Raw genomic sequence first — 17,277 nt, 5'->3', positions numbered from 1 at the left:
GCCCTCGTACTGGACGTACTTGGATCTGTGCCTGGTGCGGTGAGAGTGCGTGCATGGCGTCGCAGGGCAGACGGGAATTTGACGACAGGGCCTAGAGGCCCTTCTCGTACCAGGCCACATCCCAGTACCGGCCGAACTTCCGGCCCACCTCCCGGTACGTGCCGACGTGCCGGAACCCGAAGCGTTCGTGCAGCCGCACGGACGCTTCGTTGGGCTGGGCGATGCCCGCGTAGGCGCGGTGCACGTCCTCGTCGGTGAGCGCCTCGAAGAGGGCCTTGTAGAGCAGCGTGCCGACGCCCCGGCCGCCCGCGTCCGGGGCGAGGTAGATGGTGACCTCGACGGACGTGGCGTAGGCGGGCTTGGGACGGAAGGCGCTGGATGTGGCGTATCCCAGAATGCGCTGTGCGTTCCCGGGAGTCCCCTGTGAGTCCGTGTCCGTGGCAACCATCAGGCGGTGCGGGCCGTCTTCAGGGTGGGAGAGCAGCCAGGGGCGTCGCTCTTCCGAGGTGAAGACGGCAGTGTCGAATGTGATGGGCGTCTCACGAACGTAGTGGTTGTAGATGGCCGTGAGGGCGTCGAGGTCGGCCTCGACTCCTGGCCTGACCTGCACCTCTGTACGTTCCGTTGGCATCCGACCTCCCGCTGTGGCGGCACAGGGTACTGCATGATCAGAAAAAGAGAGGGGCGGGTTGGGAATTCTGTCCGGATTCCAGTCGTTGTTTCCTTCGGATGCCGGGCACTCGGAAGAGTGTCCGAGCCGCCACTAGGACCCGCAAGCCCACCATCGCAAGGGAGCACGCATGGCAACCCGTGCCGTCGCCCGTCGTCAGTCCGCCACCGGCGAGACCAGCGACGCGGCACGCAGTGTTCGCGCCGTAGGCGGCGAAATCGCCGACCGCGACCTGGTCGGCATGTACCTCGACGAGATCGCGCGTACGCCGCTGCTCGACGCCGCCAAGGAAGTCGAGCTGTCCCAGATCATCGAGGCGGGTGTGTTCGCTCGGCAGATCCTCGACGACGAGGTCGATGCCCCCAAGGCGGACGCGACCCGCGAGGAGCTCGAGGCGCTGATAGCCGAGGGGGAGCGGGCCAAGGACGTCTTCATCCGCTCCAACCTGCGGCTGGTCGTCGCCGTGGCCCGGCGGTATCCCCGTAGCGGCCTGCCCCTGCTCGACCTGATCCAGGAGGGCAACGCGGGCCTGGTGCGCGCGGTCGAGAAGTTCGACTACCGCAAGGGCTTCAAGTTCTCGACGTACGCCACGTGGTGGATCCGTCAGGCCATCACCCGCTCCATCGCCGACCAGTCACGCACGATCCGTCTCCCCGTGCACCTGGTCGAGGAGCTGGGCCGGATCCGTCGCGTGCAGCGCGAGTTCAACCGCAAGAACGGGCGCGAGCCCGAGCACGCGGAGATCGCCGCCGAGCTGGACTCGACCCCGGAGCGTGTGACGGACGTCCTGGACTGGGCCCGCGACCCGGTCTCGTTGAACATGTCGGTGGACGACGACGGCGACACCCAGTTCGGTGACCTCCTCGAGGACACCTCCGCGGTCTCGCCCGAGCAGTCCGTCCTCACCCTGCTGCGCAGCGAGGAGCTCGACGACCTGATCGGCCGCCTCGACCAGCGCACGGCCTCGATCATCAAGATGCGGTACGGCATCGACGACGGCCGGGAGCGCACGCTCACGGAGGTCGGCAAGGAGCACGGGCTCACCCGTGAGCGCATCCGACAGATCGAGAAGCACGCCCTGCTGGAGCTGAAGAAGCTGGCCCGCGACACCGGTTTTGACGCGGCGGCTTAAGAATGTCCGTGGTTCGTGCGGTTTGCGTGGTTCATGTGGTTGGTGCGCCACGTATGGTTCGTACGGGTTCGACGGATCTGACGGACCTGATGGCCGAAGGTCGGCCATAAGTCGACCGGACATGGCCATGTAACGCCGCTTAACTCGCTGGGCTCTGGGCACAAGACTTCAGGGCCCAGGGTTCAGGGTCCCGGGGCGCAGCCCCAAGACCCCCCAGAACCGAGTCCCGACGCACTCCCCCCCCGCGCCGGGACTCTCCAGAGCCGAGCTTCGGCGCCTTCCCCCCCCTGGCGCCGGGGCTCGGCTCCTTTTTTGCCCAGGGTTCGTCGGGGTCGGTCGGTCTCGCTCGGGGGATGGTCCGGGACTCGTTCCCCGGGAGCGGTGGTTTTCGGGCAGCCTGACGGGCCACCCCGTACCTGAACCCCGGGGTGACCCGGATGGCAGATTGTGCCACAGGGGCATAACCTGCCGTCCGTGACCGGTACCAACCGCGCGGCCCGCGCGTCCGACCCCCGCGTTCCGGGGGGTTCGTCGTCGGCCGCTCGTGCCGGGGGTCTTGATGAGGTCCGCTCCGGCGCGGCCGGCGCTCCCGGGCTCTCGCTCACGGAGCGACGCAAGGCCGCCACCCGGATGGAGATCGCGCGGGCCGCGGCCGGGCTCTTCATGAGGCACGGTCTGCGCGCCACCCGCGCCGAGGACATCGCCCGCGCCGCCGGTGTCGCGCCACGCACCTTCTACCGCTACTTCGCCGGCAAGGAAGAATGCCTCGCCCCGCTCTTCTCCGCGGGCGTCGAGAAGTGGGCCGAGGCCGTACGCGACGCCCCGGCCGACCTGTCCGTGCCGGAGGCGCTTCGCCACGCCGTCGTCCGGACCCTCACCCCGGGCGTCGGGGTGCGAGCGGAGTCCATGGACTGGGTCCGCGCCCTGCTTCGGCTGGCCGAGGGGAGTCCGGCGCTGCTGAGGGTGTGGGGCGAGGCCTGTCAGGGCGCGGAGCGGACGCTGGCGCGTGTGCTGGAGGCGCGGGCTTTTGCGGCGGGCGGCGGGGCGGGTGCCTTGGCCGGTGGCAGGGCGGAGTTCCGGCTCGGTGCCGCCGTGGCCGGTGCGGCCGTTCGCGTGGCGGTGGAGGCCTGGGCCGCCGGGGACGAGCCGGCCGACGGTCCGGCCGGACCGGTCGCGCTCGCGGTAGGCCATCTGGAAGCCCTGCGCGACTTCCCCTGGGGAACCGTGTGAGCGCGCCGCGGACCGGTCGGGCCCGCGCAGGGCTCACCCGGCCCTGACGCCACGCCCTTCCGGGCGACCGCCCGCCGACCCGTCTTCCGAGCCACCCGCCGCCCGAGTCAGGCGCCCGCCCAACTCCCGTACGCACTCGACCAGTTCCGCCGGCCGTCGCACCGAGAACTCGCAGTCGACCATCGCGAGCCGTACCGCCAGCCACTCCACGGAGTCCCCGGCGGAGGAACGCAGCAGACAGCTGCGGTCGTCGATCGGCTCGGGCGCGCCGAACCACTTGGGCAGGCGGGCCGCGACGAACGCGGCGGGCGCGGCGAAGGCGACCTCGAAGTCGTACGTCTCCTGGCGTCCGTACATCGACTGCCGCAGGTACTCGGCCGCGTTCCCCGTCGGCAGTTCCCGTGGCGTGAAACGGACGCCGGTCGCGAAGGGCTCGGCGATCCGGTCGACGCGGAAGGTGCGCCAGTCGTCGCGGTCGAGGTCGTAGGCGACCAGGTACCAGCGACGGCCGGTGGAGACGAGGCGGTAGGGCTCGGCCAGGCGCCGTGAGGGGGTGTCGTCCCCCGAGCGGTAGGCGAACCGCAGCCGTTCCCGCCCGGTCACCGACGCGGCGATCACGGTCAGCGTCTCGGGCGCGATGCTCGCTCCGTCCCCGCTGGTCAGCGGGGTGGTCGCGGCCTGGAGCGTGGACACACGGTTGCGCAGCCGGGACGGCAGCACCTGCTCCAGTTTGGCGAGCGCACGGACGGAGGCCTCGTCGACGCCCTCGACCGCGTGCCCGGCGCCGGCCCGCAGCCCCACCGCGATCGCCACCGCCTCCTCGTCGTCGAGCACGAGCGGCGGCATCGCCTTGCCCGCCACCAGCCGGTACCCGCCGTCCGCCCCCTTCGTCGCCTGCACCGGATAGCCCAGCTCCCGGAGCCGGTCGATGTCGCGGCGGACGGTACGCCGGGACACGCCCAGCCGCTCGGAGAGCTCGCCGCCGGGCCATTCGCGGGGCGTCTGGAGGAGGGAGAGCAGCTGGAGGAGCCGGGCCGGGGTGTCCGTCGTCATGTTTCCAGGGTGCCGCACATCTAGGACGTGATCTGACCTAATAGGGGTCTACCTTCAAGCCATGACCTCCACCGAGACCACTCTCAGCAGTCCGGCCGAGCCGCCGCAGGGCCCGGCAGCCGTGGCCGACCGGCGGCGCTGGTTCGCGCTCGCCATCGTGATGACCGCGGCCTTCATGGACCTGGTCGACGTCACGATCGTCAACATCGCGATTCCCTCGATCCAGCGGGACGAGGGCGCGTCCTTCAGCCAGATCCAGTGGATCACCGCCGGCTACGCGCTCGCCTTCGCCGCCGGGCTCATCACCGGTGGACGGCTCGGTGACATCCACGGCCGCAAGCGGCTCTTCCTGGTCGGCATAGGCGGCTTCACGATCGCCTCCGCGCTGTGCGGCTTCGCCGCGAACCCGGAGATGCTGGTCGCCTCGCGCATTCTTCAGGGCGGGATGGCCGCGCTGATGGTGCCGCAGGTGCTGTCGATCGTGCACGCGACCTTCCCGGCGCACGAGCGAGGCAAGGTCTTCGGTCTCTTCGGAGCGATCGTCGGTCTGGGCGCCGTGTCCGGCCCTCTCCTCGGCGCGCTGCTCACCGAGTGGAACCTCTTCGGTCTGGAGTGGCGGCCGATCTTCCTCATCAACCTGCCGGTGGGCATCGCCGCGCTGATCCTGGGACGACGCTTCATCAGCGAGTCCAAGGCCCCGAAGGCCCTCAAGCTCGACCTCGTCGGCGTGGCCCTCGTGACGCTGGGCCTGCTGATGCTGCTCTACCCGCTGACGCGCGGGCGTGAGCTGGGCTGGCCGCTGTGGGGGTACGTGTCGATGGGCGGCGCCCTTCTCGTCTTCGCGGCGCTGGTGGCGTACGAGAAGCGCAAGGCGGCGCGGGACGGATCGCCACTGGTCGAGCTGTCCCTGTTCAAGGTGAAGAGCTTCGCCGCGGGCATCGCCGTCCAGACCGTCTTCGGGGTCGGCCTCGGGATCTTCTTCCTGGTCTGGACGCTGTACATGCAGGTCGGCCTGGGCTGGACCCCGCTGCACGCGGGGCTGACCGGGGTCCCGTTCTCGATCGCGGTCTCGGCCGCGGCGGGCATGTCGGTGCAGCTGCTCGTCCCGCGCTTCGGGCGCAAGGTGCTCCAGGCGGGCGCGCTGATCATGGCGGTCGGGGTGCTGCTCTACATCTGGGAGTCCGGGCGGTACGGCCTGTCCATCGCCTCCTGGCAGATGGCGCTTCCGCTGGTCGTCATGGGCGCGGGCATGGGCTTCATCGTGGCCCCGCTGACCGACGCGGTGCTGTCGGAGGTCCCGCGCGAACACTCCGGTTCGGCGTCCGGGCTCATCAACACCGTGCAGCAGATGGGCAACGCGCTCGGACTCGGCCTGGTGTCCGTGGTCTTCTTCGGCCAGATCGGCGACCGCCTGACCCGCACCCAGGTGGGCCCGGCCTTCGTCAACGGCTTCCAGCACGCGCTGGGCTGGGTCGTGGCGGTGATGGTGGCGATCTTCCTGCTGATGTTCGCGCTGCCGAAGCGGCCGGCGCAGCATGTCGAGGGGGCGGGGGAGGACAACCCGGCCGGCGAGCGGGAGAGCGCGAACCCGGCCGCGGGCGCCCCGGTGTCCGACAGTGAGCCGGCGCTGCTGGGCTGACGTCCTGGTGCCGACGCCCTGGTTGTGTGCCCGTCCTCCGCCGGAGGGCGGGCACACCTCGCTGGGGAGCGGTTCAGCGTTTCTTGAGAGCACACGTTGATATACGGTGACGTAATGTCATCGAGGGAACACGTCACCCCCCGTGAAGCGGTGGTGTCCGGGGCGCCGCAATCCTGGCTTCCCACGTTGTCGGCCCTTTCGCTCGAGGAGGTCGCGGCCCTTGATGACGCCGTTCTACGGCCGTCGATCGAGCGCTTGACGTATCGCGTCGGCCGTCCCGTGTCCACGATCGCGGGCAGCGAAGGCGGCTAGGCCCGCGGATGCGTCTTCACCACCTCTCCAACCCCGTCCTGGACGCGCTGAACTCCGTCACCGAGAACGAGGAAGCCGTCGGATTTCTGCTTGAGGCGGAGTCGAGCCGACGACTGTTGCTGTTGCGCGCGATCCTGGACGCGGCAGCGGACGCCGACGACGTCCGTCGGGCCTGGAAGCTGCTCGAAGCCGCCGAGCGGGCGGACCCGGCGGCCTTCCGTACGGTGCTCCTCGACCCACAGGTGGGGGTGTGGGCGGCGAGCCTGCTGCGCAGACTGTCCCGCCCGGATCCGGCGGCGACCGGGATCGAGACACCGCTGCACGTGGAGCTGGGGTTCCTCGGGCAGTTGGCGGCAGCCGTGTTCATCACCGCCGGGGCCGACTTCCGGGTGTGTGTGCCGGTGCGGGAGGGGCGGGTGTTCCTGCCAGGCCTTGGCCGGGCCACGGTCGGTGGCGATCTCCGGGGGACCGCCGAGGTGTGGGGGCGGGACGGGGTGGTCCGGGTCGGCGCGGGCGGCGTGACCGTGACGGTGCCGGACGAGAGGGAGACCGACGCCCCGGGATGGGAGGGGCAGCGGTGGCTGCGCGCGGAACACGCGGGAGTCGGCCTCACTCTCGCCCTCGACGACCTCGGACCCTATGCACCGGTGCCGCAGCTGACGGCGCCCGGACGTCTCGCTCCCGAGCAGTTCGCTTCCTGGCAGCGCTGGTTCGAGCGCATGTGGCCGGTACTGGTGGAGGATCGCACGGACGGCGCCCTGGCCTTGGCCGCGGGCTTGCGTTCCGTCGTTCCGCTGCCGCGGGGCGAGCGGCTGCGCGCACGGGCGGCTTCGTCGAGCGACGCGTTCGGGTGCCTGCTGCTGTCCGAGCCGGACGAGGACGAGGACGTCCTACCGGCGCAGCTCGGGGTCGCCGTCCTGCATGAGTTCCGGCACACCCTGCTCAACGGCCTCATCTTTCTTACGCCGCTGTTCGATGAGTGCGACGACCTGTTCTACGCGCCCTGGCGCGACGATCCGCGCCCCCTCGGGGGGCTGGTGCACGGGGCCTATGCCTTCTCGGGGGTAGCGCACTACTGGCGCACGCGCGGTCCGGAAGGGCTTGCGGGCTTCGAGTACGCGCTGTGGCGGAGCGCTGTCCGCACGGTGCTCGGGACCCTGCGCGACCACCCCGCACTGACTCCGCTGGGGCGCTCGCTGATCGGCAGCCTGGACGAACAGACCGCGCCCTGGCAGGCGGAGCCGGTGGGAGCGCGTGAACAGCGCCTTGCGCACCTCGCGGTGGTCCACCACCGTGCGACCTGGCGTGTGCACCACCTCCATGTGCCCCCGGCGCATGCGAGGGAGCTGGCTGACAGCTGGCGGGCGGAGCAGCGCGTGGATGTCGGCATGCGCCCCGAGCGCGCGTTGCGGGCCGATTCGGGCGCCTGTCGGCTCGACACGCTCGCGCTGCTGGCGCGCCTCAGCCTCATCGCCCCCGGTGAGTTCGACGCCCTGCGCGCGGCGGAGAACCCGGCGAGGAGGGTGCCCGGTGTCGTCCCCGCCGATCTGGCGCTGGTGGACGGTGACGCCGCGACCGCGGTCAAGCTGTACACCGAGGAACTCATGGGTCCGGTCGCCAGACCCGCCGCCTGGGCCGGACTTGGCCTTGCGCTGACCGAGTGTGGCGAGCGAGCCGCCGGGACCGCCCTGATCGAAAGGCCCGAACTGGCCCTGGCCGTCGGCCGGTCGCTGTCCACCCCGCCCGATCCGGTGCTTCTGGCTCACTGGCTCGCGGAGTAGGGGCACTTGTCGGGCCGGGTCGGGCCCGAGCCGGCGGCGCGGATTCCGTCACAGAGGCATCGGATCGATGTCGCAGTCCGCGCGGTGGTCCCAGTCCGCGGCCTGGGCGACCGCCGGGTGGCCGCTGCCCAAGGTGCGGTGGAGACGGTCGCGGGTGTCGCGGTGCAGTGTCTCCGCCTCCTCGTCCCGTCCCACGGTCCGTAGATCCATGGCGAGGTTCGCGGCGCAGGCCAGAGTGGAGGGGTGTTCGTCGTCGAAGACCTCCCGGGACCTGCGGAGTGTTTCGGTGTCGAGGTCCAGCGCGCCGGCCGCGTCGCCGAGCGCGTAGTGGTCGCTGGCGAGATTGGTGCGGCACACCAGCGCGGAGGGGTGCGTCGCGTCCAGCGTCTGTGTGAGCTGCTCGAGGGCCACGGCGTCGATGTACTGTGCGGCCGCGGCGTCGCCCAGGAGCCGATACGTGATCGCTAGGTTCACAGCGGCGGACAGGGCATGCGGGTGGTGCTTGCCGTACGTCTCCTCGTACCGCCGGCAGATCGCCGTACCCAGACGCAGTGCTTCCTCCAGGTCTCCCTGGTGGCGCAGGTGGATGGTCAGTTCGAGGGTGGCGGCCATCGACTCGGGGTTGCGGTCGCCGTACCGGCGTACGAGCTCCGCGCGAATGCGCTGCGCCGTCGCCGCGGCCTCCTCGTGCTCGCCGGCCTTGCGCAGGGCGACGGCCAGGAGGCGGATGCAGGACAGGGTGAACGGATTGCTGCCGCCGAGCAGCGTGGTGGCCTGCTCGGTGATCTCGCGGTGGTAGGTCAACGCTGTTTCGTAGTCACCGAGTTCACGGAGATCGACGATCATCCCGAGCCAGGTGCTCAGTGAGTCGATGTGGTCCTGGCCGAAGATCTGGATGCGGTTGTGCCAGGTCTGCTGGTCCAGTTCGTAGGCGCGGGCGAACTTCCCCACCAGGCGCAGGCTCACGCCGAGGTTGTGCGCGGCCCGCAGTGTCTCCGGGTCGTCCGGACCGATGAGCTGCAGGGACTGCTGGTGCACGGAGTCGGAGAGTTGGAGGGCCTCGGCGAACGCGCCGCGCACACGGTGGTCTATGGCGACGTTGCCGAGCGCGGCGAACGTGTCCTGGTGGTGGGGACCCAGCGACCTGAGATGTGCTTCAAGCGTCTTCGTGTTGAGCTCGGCAGCCTCCTTGTAACGGCCCATGCTGAACTGGAGAAACGCCAGCCAGCGGGCGATCTGCAGGGTCTGGGTGTGCTCCGCGCCCAGGCGACCGGACCAGTCGTCGTAGGCGGTTCGGGCGAGTTCCAGACAGGACTCGTAGTCCCCCCAGCGCCGCAGGTACTTGACCTCGTTCACCACCAGCCTGCGCACCCAGGTCTCGTCGGACTGCACCGCGCCGGAGACGACCACGTGGGGATAGAGCGCGCCGTACCGGTCCCAGCGCAGCGCGTTGCTGGGGTCGTTGGGGTCGCTCGCCACCAGCAGCATGTGCGCCCCGTGCCGCATGGTGGCCCGGTCCTCCTCGGTCATCCGGAACTGCAGCGCCGCCTGCACCAGCCGGTGCATCTGGAGGGAGTTGGTGCGGTGGTCGAAGCGGGCCAGGGAGTAGCGGCCGATGTCGCGGATGGCCTGGCCGAGCCGGATCGGATCCTCCAGGGCGGTGTCCAGCTCGGGGGTGATGGGACTGGGCGGCATCCGCATGAACATGGTCCGCGCGATGGGTTCGGGCGCGTAGAAGGAGCACACCTGAAGGAGCTGGTACGCGGCCGGGCTCTTGGCCTCCAGCCGGTCCAGGGAGATGTTCCAGGCGGCTATCACCGGATGCTGGTTGCCGAGCGGCGCGGTGCCGCGCAGCAGGTCCACACGCTTCTCGTCGAGCAGCCGCAGGTACTCGTCCACGGGCATGCCCGTCTCCGCGTGCCAGGCGGCGGCCTGCTCGATGGCGAGCGGCAGGTCACCGAGTGCCTCCGCGAGCCGGTCGGCCTCCGCGTCGCTGATCTCCGGTCCGCGTACGCGCAGCAGCTGTTTGCTCTCCTCCCGCATGAAGACGTCGACCTCCAGCGGCCGGGCGACGGAGGCCCATTGGGGGTTGCGCGAGGTGACGAGGATGTTGCCCGGCCCTCCGGCCGGGAAGAACTGCCTTACGGATTCCGGGCTTTCCGCGTTGTCGAAGACCAGGATCCAGTTCGCGTAGGGCACGCCGATGCGCAGCGCCTCCAGGACCGAGGCGACGGTCGAGGAGACGTCGGACCCGGTCGGCAGGCCCAGGCGCGGTGCCAGTTCCACCAGGGACAGGGAGATCTGCGCGGTGCGCTCCGCGGAGATCCACCAGACCACGTCGTACTCCGCCATACGACGGTAGAGGTACTCGACGGCCAGCAGGCTCTTGCCGACGCCGCCCATGCCGTGCAGCGTGTGGGGCAGTACGGCGGTCGCCTTCTCCCGCAGCAGCCGTTGATGCAGCTTGTCGAGGAGTTCCTCGCGGCCCGTGAAGTTCGGATTCCTGGGCGGGATGTTTCCCCAGATCGTGGGCGTGCTCTTGGTACGTCCGTTGCCCACCGTGCTCGCAGGGGCCTGCTGCGGCATCACCGGCCTCCTCTTCCCCTGATCGGTCCGACGGTCGGCGTCGCCCGGGGGCCGGGCGACGGCATCGCTGGGTGCTGTGGGTGCTGTGGGTGCTGTGGGTGGTGCGGGTGTGGTGGTGCCGTGCTGCTGTGCGCGCTGCGGGCGTTTCCGATCGGCCGGGGCGGCCGCGAGGGCCTCGTCGATCTCCCTCGCCGGCTTCAGGAACGGCCCGGACAGGGCGTGGAGCACAGCGCTCTCCGCCATGAGCCACGGCCCGGACTCCGCGTCGACCGGCGGGAGTCGGTGCACGGCGGCCCCGCGCAGCAACCGGGGCAGTCGCCACAAGTGTTCCCCGCCTGATCCCCGGCGATCCCCGATCAACTCGACTACTCGCACCACATCGGTACGCCGTCCGGTGGCCAGCAGCTCCTCGCGGATCCCGGGGGCGAACGCGAAGGTGGTGTGCCCGCCGTCCGCCGGCCGGACCAGGCCGTGCACCAGCAGGTGGGCGACGTCGGTGAGGGAGGTGCCGGGCAGGAGTGCGCCCCGCACCTCCTCGATCAGCCCGGCGCTGAGGGGTATCGCGGAGAGCATGGTGGCGAGCGTGAACACGCTCCGGGGCACGGACGACTGGAAGCGCGCCACCCGAGCCGCCGGGGTGGGGACGGGCTCCGCCGCCGCCGGATTGGCGGGTACGCGTGCGCGGGGGAACATCACCGTCATCGGCAGCCACGACGGCGGGCCCCCGCCCAGCAGGCCGGACCAGGCGTCCAGCCAGCGGGGGGTGAGTTCGAGCACGGGCACCGCCACGTCGGGGCGGTGGGCGGGCGGCAGGCCGTGGACATCGGGGCCCAGGCCGCGGGGCCGCCACCGCATCCGGTGGTTGGCCACGCCCGGGGCGGGCGAGCGCAGCAGCACCTGCCAGCCGCGCAGTCCCGTCGTGTGCCACACCGGGTGCGGCAGCAGGTGGATCAGCGCGAGCGGTCCGGACCTGCCCCAGCGGCGCAGCAGCGGTTCCACCTCGTGGGTGCGCCAGCGCGGGCCCGCGCCGTCGGTCAGGACCAGGGTCAGCCGGGTGCCCGCACGGTGACGCGGCAGGGTCGCCGGGTCGGCACTGTGCCCGTGCGGCAGCCTGTGCGTGGTGACCCGGCCGAAGGCCCCGCACCGGTGCAGCGCCGTGGCGAACTCGTGGACCGTCCGGTGCCAGATCCCCATCGTCGGCCCCGCGTCGGCCACCACCGCCACGTCCCGGACAGCGGTGCGGCCGAGCGCGGTGCCGATGTGCCGCAGGGCCTCCGGGAGCCCCGGCGGGAGAGCCGCGGGAAACGGGCCGGGCCCGGTCATGGCTCCTCCGGCGCGGTCCACTGCCAGAGGGTGTCGACGGCCTCCTGCCAGTTGCCGCCCTCTGCCACGGCCTGGAGGACACCGTCGGCGGCCAGGCGGAGTGCGTCCAGGAACCGTTCAAGGACCGGTCCCTCGGCGGCGGCGGCCCGTTCGACGAAGGCGTCCACGGCGTCCGGCGCCGGGCCGGGACGTCCGGGCTCCGGCGGGAACCGGTTCGCGGCGATGGCGCGCAGCAGGTCCGGGCCGGGCCGCTGGGGCCGCAGGGTCACACAGCGGCGTACGAGATCCGATGGCAGATCCCGCTCACCCGTGGTGGTGATGACCACCACGGGGAAGGCACGGCAGCGCACCGCTCCGTCCGGCAGCGGCACCGCGGCCGACGGATCGTCGTGGGACGACACCCGAAGGCCGGTGGAGCCGGCGCCGGGCAGGGCGAACCCTCCGGCCGTCAGTACCGCGCACAGGTCCTCGGGCAGGCCGATCTCGGCCCGGTCCAGCCGGTCGATCAGCAGTACACGGGGCCTGCGGTACGGCAGGAAGGCGGTACCCAGTGGCCCGAGCCGGATCCCACCGCCGTACTCGCCCGCGTCATGACCCTCGTACGGGCCGTCGTAAAGGCCCTCCCGGAGTGTGCTCAGGGAGGTGATCGGCCAGCGCAGGACGCGGCCGAGGCCGAGCTCCCCGCTGATGCGGTAGGCGAGGGACGACTTGCCGGTGCCGGGCTCGCCCGTGACGAGCAGGGGGCGGCGCAGGTGCAGCGCCACGTTCACCCGTGCCACCTCGTCCGGTGGAGCCGGCAGTGGCTGCCTGATGGTGCCCAGCACCGCGGGGGCGCACGGGTCGTCGACGGGTGGCGGGGGGAGTTCGGGGCCGCCGCCGAAGCTGCGCCAGGCCGGTGCCCGGTGCCACTCCTCCGGTGTGGCACCGGGCAGCCCCGTGCCTCGGTACAGTCCCCACGACTGGCTGTTCGGCGGCATGAACGGCGTCCCTCCGTATGGCGACCGGGCTGCGATGACCGGACCGGTGGCGCCGGTCCGCACTGCTCGTCGGTGGTCATGGATCCGCACTGCTGGTCCGTGGTCACGGTGGCTCGGGACGCACGGGTTTGCGGTCGGGGTCGTCCCACAGGACCGCGAGGTGGCGGCCGATGTGTGTGGCGTCCTCGTCGTCTGCGGCGTCGATCGCGGCACGGCGGCGGTAGGCGGCCACCTTGGCCGGGAACCGCGACAGGCCCTCGGTGAGGAGCCCGTCGAGGACACCGCGGAACTCCTTGGTGGAGCGGCCTTCGCGGTGCCAGATCACCACGGGCAGCCCACTGCGCAGGGCCGCGTGCAGCTCCCGGCGGCCGTTGCCGTGGTCGGGCAGAGGCGGTTCGCTCAGCACCAGGGCCACGCAGTGCTCGTTGTCCCCGAGTCGGGCCTCCAGGCCGCGCAGATGGTTGCCGTTCTGGTGCGCGACGTTGACGTACACCGACTTCGACGGGTGCTCGTCTCGCGCCAGCTGCTCCCATCGGGTGCGCCAGAACCGGTACCAGTCCCGGTTCTGCAGCCGGTCCAGGCTGCGCACGACCACCGGGTAGTCCACCGCGAGCGGCACGTTCGGTACTTCGGTGGTGTCCCGGGGCCACCGGTCGACGGGCAGGTTGAGCAGTTCGAAGGGGAGCACGAACTCCAGCCACACATGGGCCAGCCGGTCGCCGCCGCCTCCTTCGACCGTTTTGATGATGCGGGTCACGGCCTGCTGCAGCCCGTCGGTCGGCACCCGCTGCATCGGGTCGCCGTGCTGCCAGTTCGGGCCGCCCGCGTCGGACATGAGGGAGTGCGAGACCGTGTAGCGCCCGTTCTCCAGCGGGTCCGGCGCGATGTGGATCGCCAGGTACTCATGGCCCGGCCTGACCGCCGGGGGCGGCGCCGGAGTCCGGGCGCGGTCGAGGTCGAGCAGCTCGGCCAGGCCGCAGCTCAGGGCCCACTGCCGGTTGCGTGCGAGCAGCTCGACCGAGACGGGGTGGCCCATCGCGTCGGCAGCGCGGTCGAGGTAGACCATCCACGGTGGCAGCCCGCCCCGCGGAGCTCCCTGTCCGGCCATGTGCAGGAAGTCGTGCCAGCAGGTGTCGGCGTGCGGCGGCGGTGCGCAGACCCTGGCCTCTGTGGCCGTCCGGACGAGGGCCGTCCGCATGGCGTACGACATGGCAGGCGTGCCCAGGGTGGCACCGAGGAACTGCCAGGAGCCGGTGACCTCCGGCAGGCCGTCGAGCGAGTCCACGGCCGTCCATTCGTCGGCGAGCCGTTGCACGACGGGTCCCTGGGGGCAGCCCGGCTCCAGCATCTGCAGCTTCCGCGCGAGCGCCGACAGTCCGTCCTGGTGGCGGGTGCAGAAACGGAACAGTTCCAGCAGCTGCAGCGGCACGGTGGCCTGTTCCCGCAGGTCGGCCCGGTGTCCCAGTGCCTCGCCCACCAGATCGGTCAGCAGGTCGCGCGCATAGCGGTCGTGGAGGGCGGGGACCGCGAGCAGTGCGTCGAGGGTCTCCTCGCCGATCCGCTCCCGTATCCGTAACGCCGGGTTGTGGCGGCCCGCGCCGCCCTGTCCCGTCAACGTCGGCCCGCCGGGTCGGGGAAGCGCGGAGATGCGGCGTGCCTGGTGGGGATGGTGCGGGTGACGCCGACGGCGTCGAGCAGCCGGGTGCGGGCCTCGTCCTCGCCGCGGCCCGTGAGGTCGGTGTACGCGACCGTGGACAGCGGCCAAGGGGGCCGGCACGGCTCCACCATGACCGGCACCAGCAACGCGGCCGTGCCCTCGGGGTTTCGGTGGTGCACGGCCTGCCAGGCCTGCTGGACGGGTGCGGAGCCGACGTAGGCCGGGGACAGGACGGGGAGCGCGCGTTCGCACTGTTCCAGACCGCTCAGCGGTCCGTCGAGGAGGTCGAGGAGTACGCCGACGCCCGCATCCTCCAGGTGCCAGGCGATCCAGGAGGCCCATGCGAGATCGGTGACGGCGCAGGAGAGCAACAGGTGAACAGGGCGGTCGGTGTGCGAGAGGGCTCGCGGCGGTGCGGCCCGTACGACGTGCTCCCGTACGACGTGCTCCTGTACGAGCTCACCGACGGCGTCGGCCGTCCGGCTGTGGCCCTCCAGCAGTGACACCGCGCCGGCCAGCGCGGACAGTCCGTGGTTCGCCGCGATCTCCTCACGGACGCAGAACCGCACCAGTTCGAGCAGCTGCAGCTGCGTGGTCGCCTGTTCCCGCAGGACCACCGGCCGCCCCAGCCGGTCGCCGATCAGCTCGGCCAGCATCGCGCGGGCACTGCGGTCGCCCAGGACCGGGGAATCGCACAGCGCCTGGACCACGGCTTGCTGCCAGTCATGGTCCGGGCGGGCGCGGAGACCGTCCCTGTCCACAACACCCCCCGAGAAGTTGTGTCCCGCAGTCCAGGATACGGACGCGATGACACGGCGTCAGGACTTCTGCGAGGCCGGAACGAGCGGGGCGGAGGGTCCCACCTCGATGCCCGTTTGTGCCCACCTGCCGTCCGAACCTGTTTACTTTCCGGAAATCCGGGCGTAGCCTCCAAGCGAAACCACAAGTTCGGGCATCGGCCGCACAGTAATCGGAGGCGAACGGACATGTACGCACCGGAGCGGCAGCAGGAGATTCTCCGGCTCGCCCGTGACGGCGGTCGGGTGGACGTGCTCTCGCTGGCCGAGGAGTTCCAGGTCACCGCGGAGACCATCCGCCGCGATCTGAAGACACTCGACCGCGCGGGACTCCTGCGGCGGGTGCACGGCGGTGCCATACCGGCCGGGCGGCTGGACTTCGAGCCCGACCTCGCCGAGCGCGAGTCCACCGCGGCCGACGAGAAGGACCGCATCGCCCAGGCCGCGGTCGCCGAGCTGCCGGACCAGGGCACGATGATCCTCGACGCGGGCAGCACCGTCGCCCGGCTCGCCGGGGACCTTCCGCTGGAGGCGACGCTCACCGTCGTCACGCACAGCCTGCCGATCGCGGCCCGCCTCGCGGACCACCCCGGTATCCAGCTCCACCTGGTCGGAGGGCGCGTCCGGCACCGTACGCGCGCCGCCGTGGACGCCTGGGCGCTGCGCGCGTACGCCGAGATCCGTGCCGACGTCCTGTTCGTCGCCGCCAACGGTTTCTCCGCCGAGCACGGACTGACCACCCCCGACCTCGCCGAGGCAGCCGTGAAGCGCGCGGCCATCCGCGCCGCGCGCCGCGTGGTGCTGCTCGCCGACTCCTCCAAGCACGGCCAGGAGCACTTCGCCCGCTTCGGCGACCTGAGCGACGTGGACCTGCTGATCACCGACAGCGGGTTGAGCCCCGAAGACGCCACCGACATCGAGCGCGGTGGCACGGAAGTAGTGCGCGCATGATCCTCACCGTCACCCCCAACCCCTCCCTCGACCGTACGTACGAGGTCCCGTCGCTCGACCGCGGCGAGGTCATCCGGGCCACCGGCGAACGCATGGACCCGGGCGGCAAGGGCGTGAACGTCTCGCGCGCGGTCGCGGCGGCGGGGCAGCGCACGGTCGCCGTACTGCCGTTGGGCGGTGCGCCCGGCGCACTCGTCGCCGAGCTGCTCCACGCGCAGGGCATCGAGGTCGCGCCGGTCCCGGTCGCCGGAGCCACCCGCTCGAACATCTCGGTCGCCGAGCCGGACGGCACGCTCACGAAGATCAACGCCCCCGGTCCCGAACTCACCGCCGCCGAGGCGGAGCTGCTCCTGGAGACGGTGCGTCAGCAGTATCGTTCCGGCGACACCGACTGGATCACCTGCTGCGGCAGCCTGCCGCGCGGACTCGGTCCTTCCTGGTACGCCGACCTCGTCGCCCGCGCCCACGCGGCGGGCGCCCGGATCGCGCTGGACACCTCCGGCCCCGCGCTGCTCGCGGCGCTGCGTGAGCGGCCCGACGTGGTGAAGCCCAACGCCGAGGAGCTCGCCGAAGCCGTCGGACGCCCCCTCGCCACCGTCGGCGACGCCGTCAAGGCCGCCGAGGAACTGCGCGAAATGGGCGCCGGCGCCGTGCTCGCCAGCCTCGGCGCGGACGGGCAACTGCTCGTGGACGGCGCGGGCGCCTGGTTCGGCAGCGCCCGGGTGGATGCCGTACGCAGCAACGTGGGCGCCGGTGACTCCTCCCTCGCCGGATTCCTGATCGCCGGTGGCCGCGGCCCGGAGGCCCTCGCCTCCGCCGTCGCCCATGGCGCAGCGGCCGTACAGCTGCCCGGCAGTGTGATGCCGCGCCCGGCCGACCTCGACCCCTCCGCCGTGACCGTCACCTCGGAGGTCCCCGCGGACCGCGTACTCACGGAGCCCGTGTCATGACGAACCCGGCTGCTCCGACGAATCCAGCTGTTCCGACGACCGGTACCGCCGCGGTCGCACCCCCTGAACAGGCACTGATGAGGCGGGGTTTCCCCGGCCCCGCCTCCGCCACATCCGCAGACCCCGCCTCGTCGGCATGATCAGCGAGGCCGACCTGGCCCAGCATCTGACGGACGAACAGCTCGCCGCGTGGGTCGAGAGCGTCTACGCGAGGAGCGC

Annotated in this window: 12 protein-coding genes and 1 pseudogene; 7 read left to right on the top strand and 6 right to left on the bottom strand. The window is 71.6% G+C overall.

What is annotated here, in order from left to right:
• Window positions 1–91: 91 nt before the first annotated feature.
• On the bottom strand, window positions 92–631 hold the full coding sequence (locus tag ABZ656_RS47950; RefSeq protein ID WP_360277538.1) for an N-acetyltransferase family protein: 540 nt from the start codon (window positions 629–631) through the stop codon (window positions 92–94).
• 169 nt (window positions 632–800) lie between these two features.
• Between ABZ656_RS47950 and ABZ656_RS47945 the strand changes: the two genes are divergently transcribed.
• Window positions 801–1,802, top strand: coding sequence for a sigma-70 family RNA polymerase sigma factor (locus ABZ656_RS47945; protein ID WP_101404532.1), 1,002 nt, complete (start codon window positions 801–803; stop codon window positions 1,800–1,802).
• Between the two features lie 474 nt (window positions 1,803–2,276).
• Window positions 2,277–3,032, top strand: coding sequence for a TetR family transcriptional regulator (locus ABZ656_RS47940; protein ID WP_360277535.1), 756 nt, complete (start codon window positions 2,277–2,279; stop codon window positions 3,030–3,032).
• A 33-nt stretch (window positions 3,033–3,065) separates the two neighbouring features.
• Here the strand turns inward: ABZ656_RS47940 and ABZ656_RS47935 are convergent, their stop codons facing one another.
• Window positions 3,066–4,085: a YafY family protein gene (locus ABZ656_RS47935; RefSeq protein ID WP_360277532.1), complete on the bottom strand. Its 1,020-nt coding sequence runs from the start codon at window positions 4,083–4,085 to the stop codon at window positions 3,066–3,068.
• A gap of 61 nt (window positions 4,086–4,146) precedes the next feature.
• Here ABZ656_RS47935 and ABZ656_RS47930 point away from each other — a divergent pair, with 61 nt between their 5' ends.
• Both ABZ656_RS47930 and ABZ656_RS47925 read left to right on the top strand, forming a co-directional pair.
• Complete coding sequence (locus tag ABZ656_RS47930; RefSeq protein ID WP_360277529.1) at window positions 4,147–5,724, top strand: MFS transporter; 1,578 nt, start codon at window positions 4,147–4,149, stop codon at window positions 5,722–5,724.
• Window positions 5,725–6,044: 320 nt separating this feature from the next.
• Window positions 6,045–7,817 (top strand): HEXXH motif domain-containing protein, encoded by a 1,773-nt coding sequence (locus ABZ656_RS47925; protein ID WP_360277526.1) that lies wholly within the window; start codon window positions 6,045–6,047, stop codon window positions 7,815–7,817.
• 48 nt (window positions 7,818–7,865) lie between these two features.
• Here ABZ656_RS47925 and fxsT read toward each other — a convergent pair whose 3' ends face one another.
• The 4 genes from fxsT to ABZ656_RS47905 form a co-directional block, all read right to left on the bottom strand.
• Entirely contained in the window at window positions 7,866–11,726 is a 3,861-nt protein-coding gene (fxsT, locus tag ABZ656_RS47920) for an FxSxx-COOH system tetratricopeptide repeat protein (protein ID WP_360277523.1), read from the bottom strand.
• Window positions 11,723–12,703, bottom strand: a complete 981-nt coding sequence (locus ABZ656_RS47915; RefSeq protein WP_101404535.1) for an ATP-binding protein — start codon at window positions 12,701–12,703, stop codon at window positions 11,723–11,725. The genes fxsT and ABZ656_RS47915 overlap by 4 nt, the downstream gene beginning before the upstream one ends.
• Before the next feature lie 103 nt (window positions 12,704–12,806).
• Complete coding sequence (locus ABZ656_RS47910; protein WP_101404536.1) at window positions 12,807–14,318, bottom strand: hypothetical protein; 1,512 nt, start codon at window positions 14,316–14,318, stop codon at window positions 12,807–12,809.
• Window positions 14,315–15,121, bottom strand: coding sequence for a toll/interleukin-1 receptor domain-containing protein (locus ABZ656_RS47905; protein WP_101404537.1), 807 nt, complete (start codon window positions 15,119–15,121; stop codon window positions 14,315–14,317). The genes ABZ656_RS47910 and ABZ656_RS47905 overlap by 4 nt, the downstream gene beginning before the upstream one ends.
• Window positions 15,122–15,346: 225 nt before the next feature.
• Between ABZ656_RS47905 and ABZ656_RS47900 the strand changes: the two genes are divergently transcribed.
• The 3 genes and pseudogenes from ABZ656_RS47900 to ABZ656_RS47890 all read left to right on the top strand — a co-directional run.
• Window positions 15,347–16,108 carry a DeoR/GlpR family DNA-binding transcription regulator gene (locus tag ABZ656_RS47900; RefSeq protein ID WP_054233089.1) on the top strand — a complete coding sequence of 254 codons (762 nt, stop codon included), beginning with the start codon at window positions 15,347–15,349 and terminating at the stop codon, window positions 16,106–16,108.
• A complete protein-coding gene (gene pfkB / locus ABZ656_RS47895) occupies window positions 16,105–17,058 on the top strand; it encodes a 1-phosphofructokinase (protein WP_101404538.1) in 954 nt (317 codons plus the stop codon). Before ABZ656_RS47900 ends, pfkB begins: the two co-directional genes overlap by 4 nt.
• Window positions 17,059–17,182: 124 nt before the next feature.
• A pseudogene (locus tag ABZ656_RS47890) lies at window positions 17,183–17,277 on the top strand (CBS domain-containing protein); the annotation flags it as partial.

It is taken from the genome of Streptomyces sp. NPDC007095 (assembly GCF_040634475.1).
In the GTDB taxonomy this organism is placed as follows: domain Bacteria; phylum Actinomycetota; class Actinomycetes; order Streptomycetales; family Streptomycetaceae; genus Streptomyces.
Note: the sequence above shows the minus strand (reverse complement) of the source record. Positions and strands in the feature narration are given on the sequence as shown.

Excerpts from the sequence above, each read along its gene's own strand:
- ABZ656_RS47930 (WP_360277529.1), top strand. The coding sequence starts at position 4,147 with ATGACCTCCACCGAGACCACTCTCAGCAGTCCGGCCGAGCCGCCGCAG.
- pfkB (WP_101404538.1), top strand. The coding sequence starts at position 16,105 with ATGATCCTCACCGTCACCCCCAACCCCTCCCTCGACCGTACGTACGAG.
- ABZ656_RS47915 (WP_101404535.1), bottom strand. The coding sequence starts at position 12,703 with ATGCCGCCGAACAGCCAGTCGTGGGGACTGTACCGAGGCACGGGGCTG.
- ABZ656_RS47925 (WP_360277526.1), top strand. The coding sequence starts at position 6,045 with ATGCGTCTTCACCACCTCTCCAACCCCGTCCTGGACGCGCTGAACTCC.
- ABZ656_RS47945 (WP_101404532.1), top strand. The coding sequence starts at position 801 with ATGGCAACCCGTGCCGTCGCCCGTCGTCAGTCCGCCACCGGCGAGACC.
- ABZ656_RS47950 (WP_360277538.1), bottom strand. The coding sequence starts at position 631 with ATGCCAACGGAACGTACAGAGGTGCAGGTCAGGCCAGGAGTCGAGGCC.
- ABZ656_RS47935 (WP_360277532.1), bottom strand. The coding sequence starts at position 4,085 with ATGACGACGGACACCCCGGCCCGGCTCCTCCAGCTGCTCTCCCTCCTC.
- ABZ656_RS47900 (WP_054233089.1), top strand. The coding sequence starts at position 15,347 with ATGTACGCACCGGAGCGGCAGCAGGAGATTCTCCGGCTCGCCCGTGAC.
- fxsT (WP_360277523.1), bottom strand. The coding sequence starts at position 11,726 with ATGACCGGGCCCGGCCCGTTTCCCGCGGCTCTCCCGCCGGGGCTCCCG.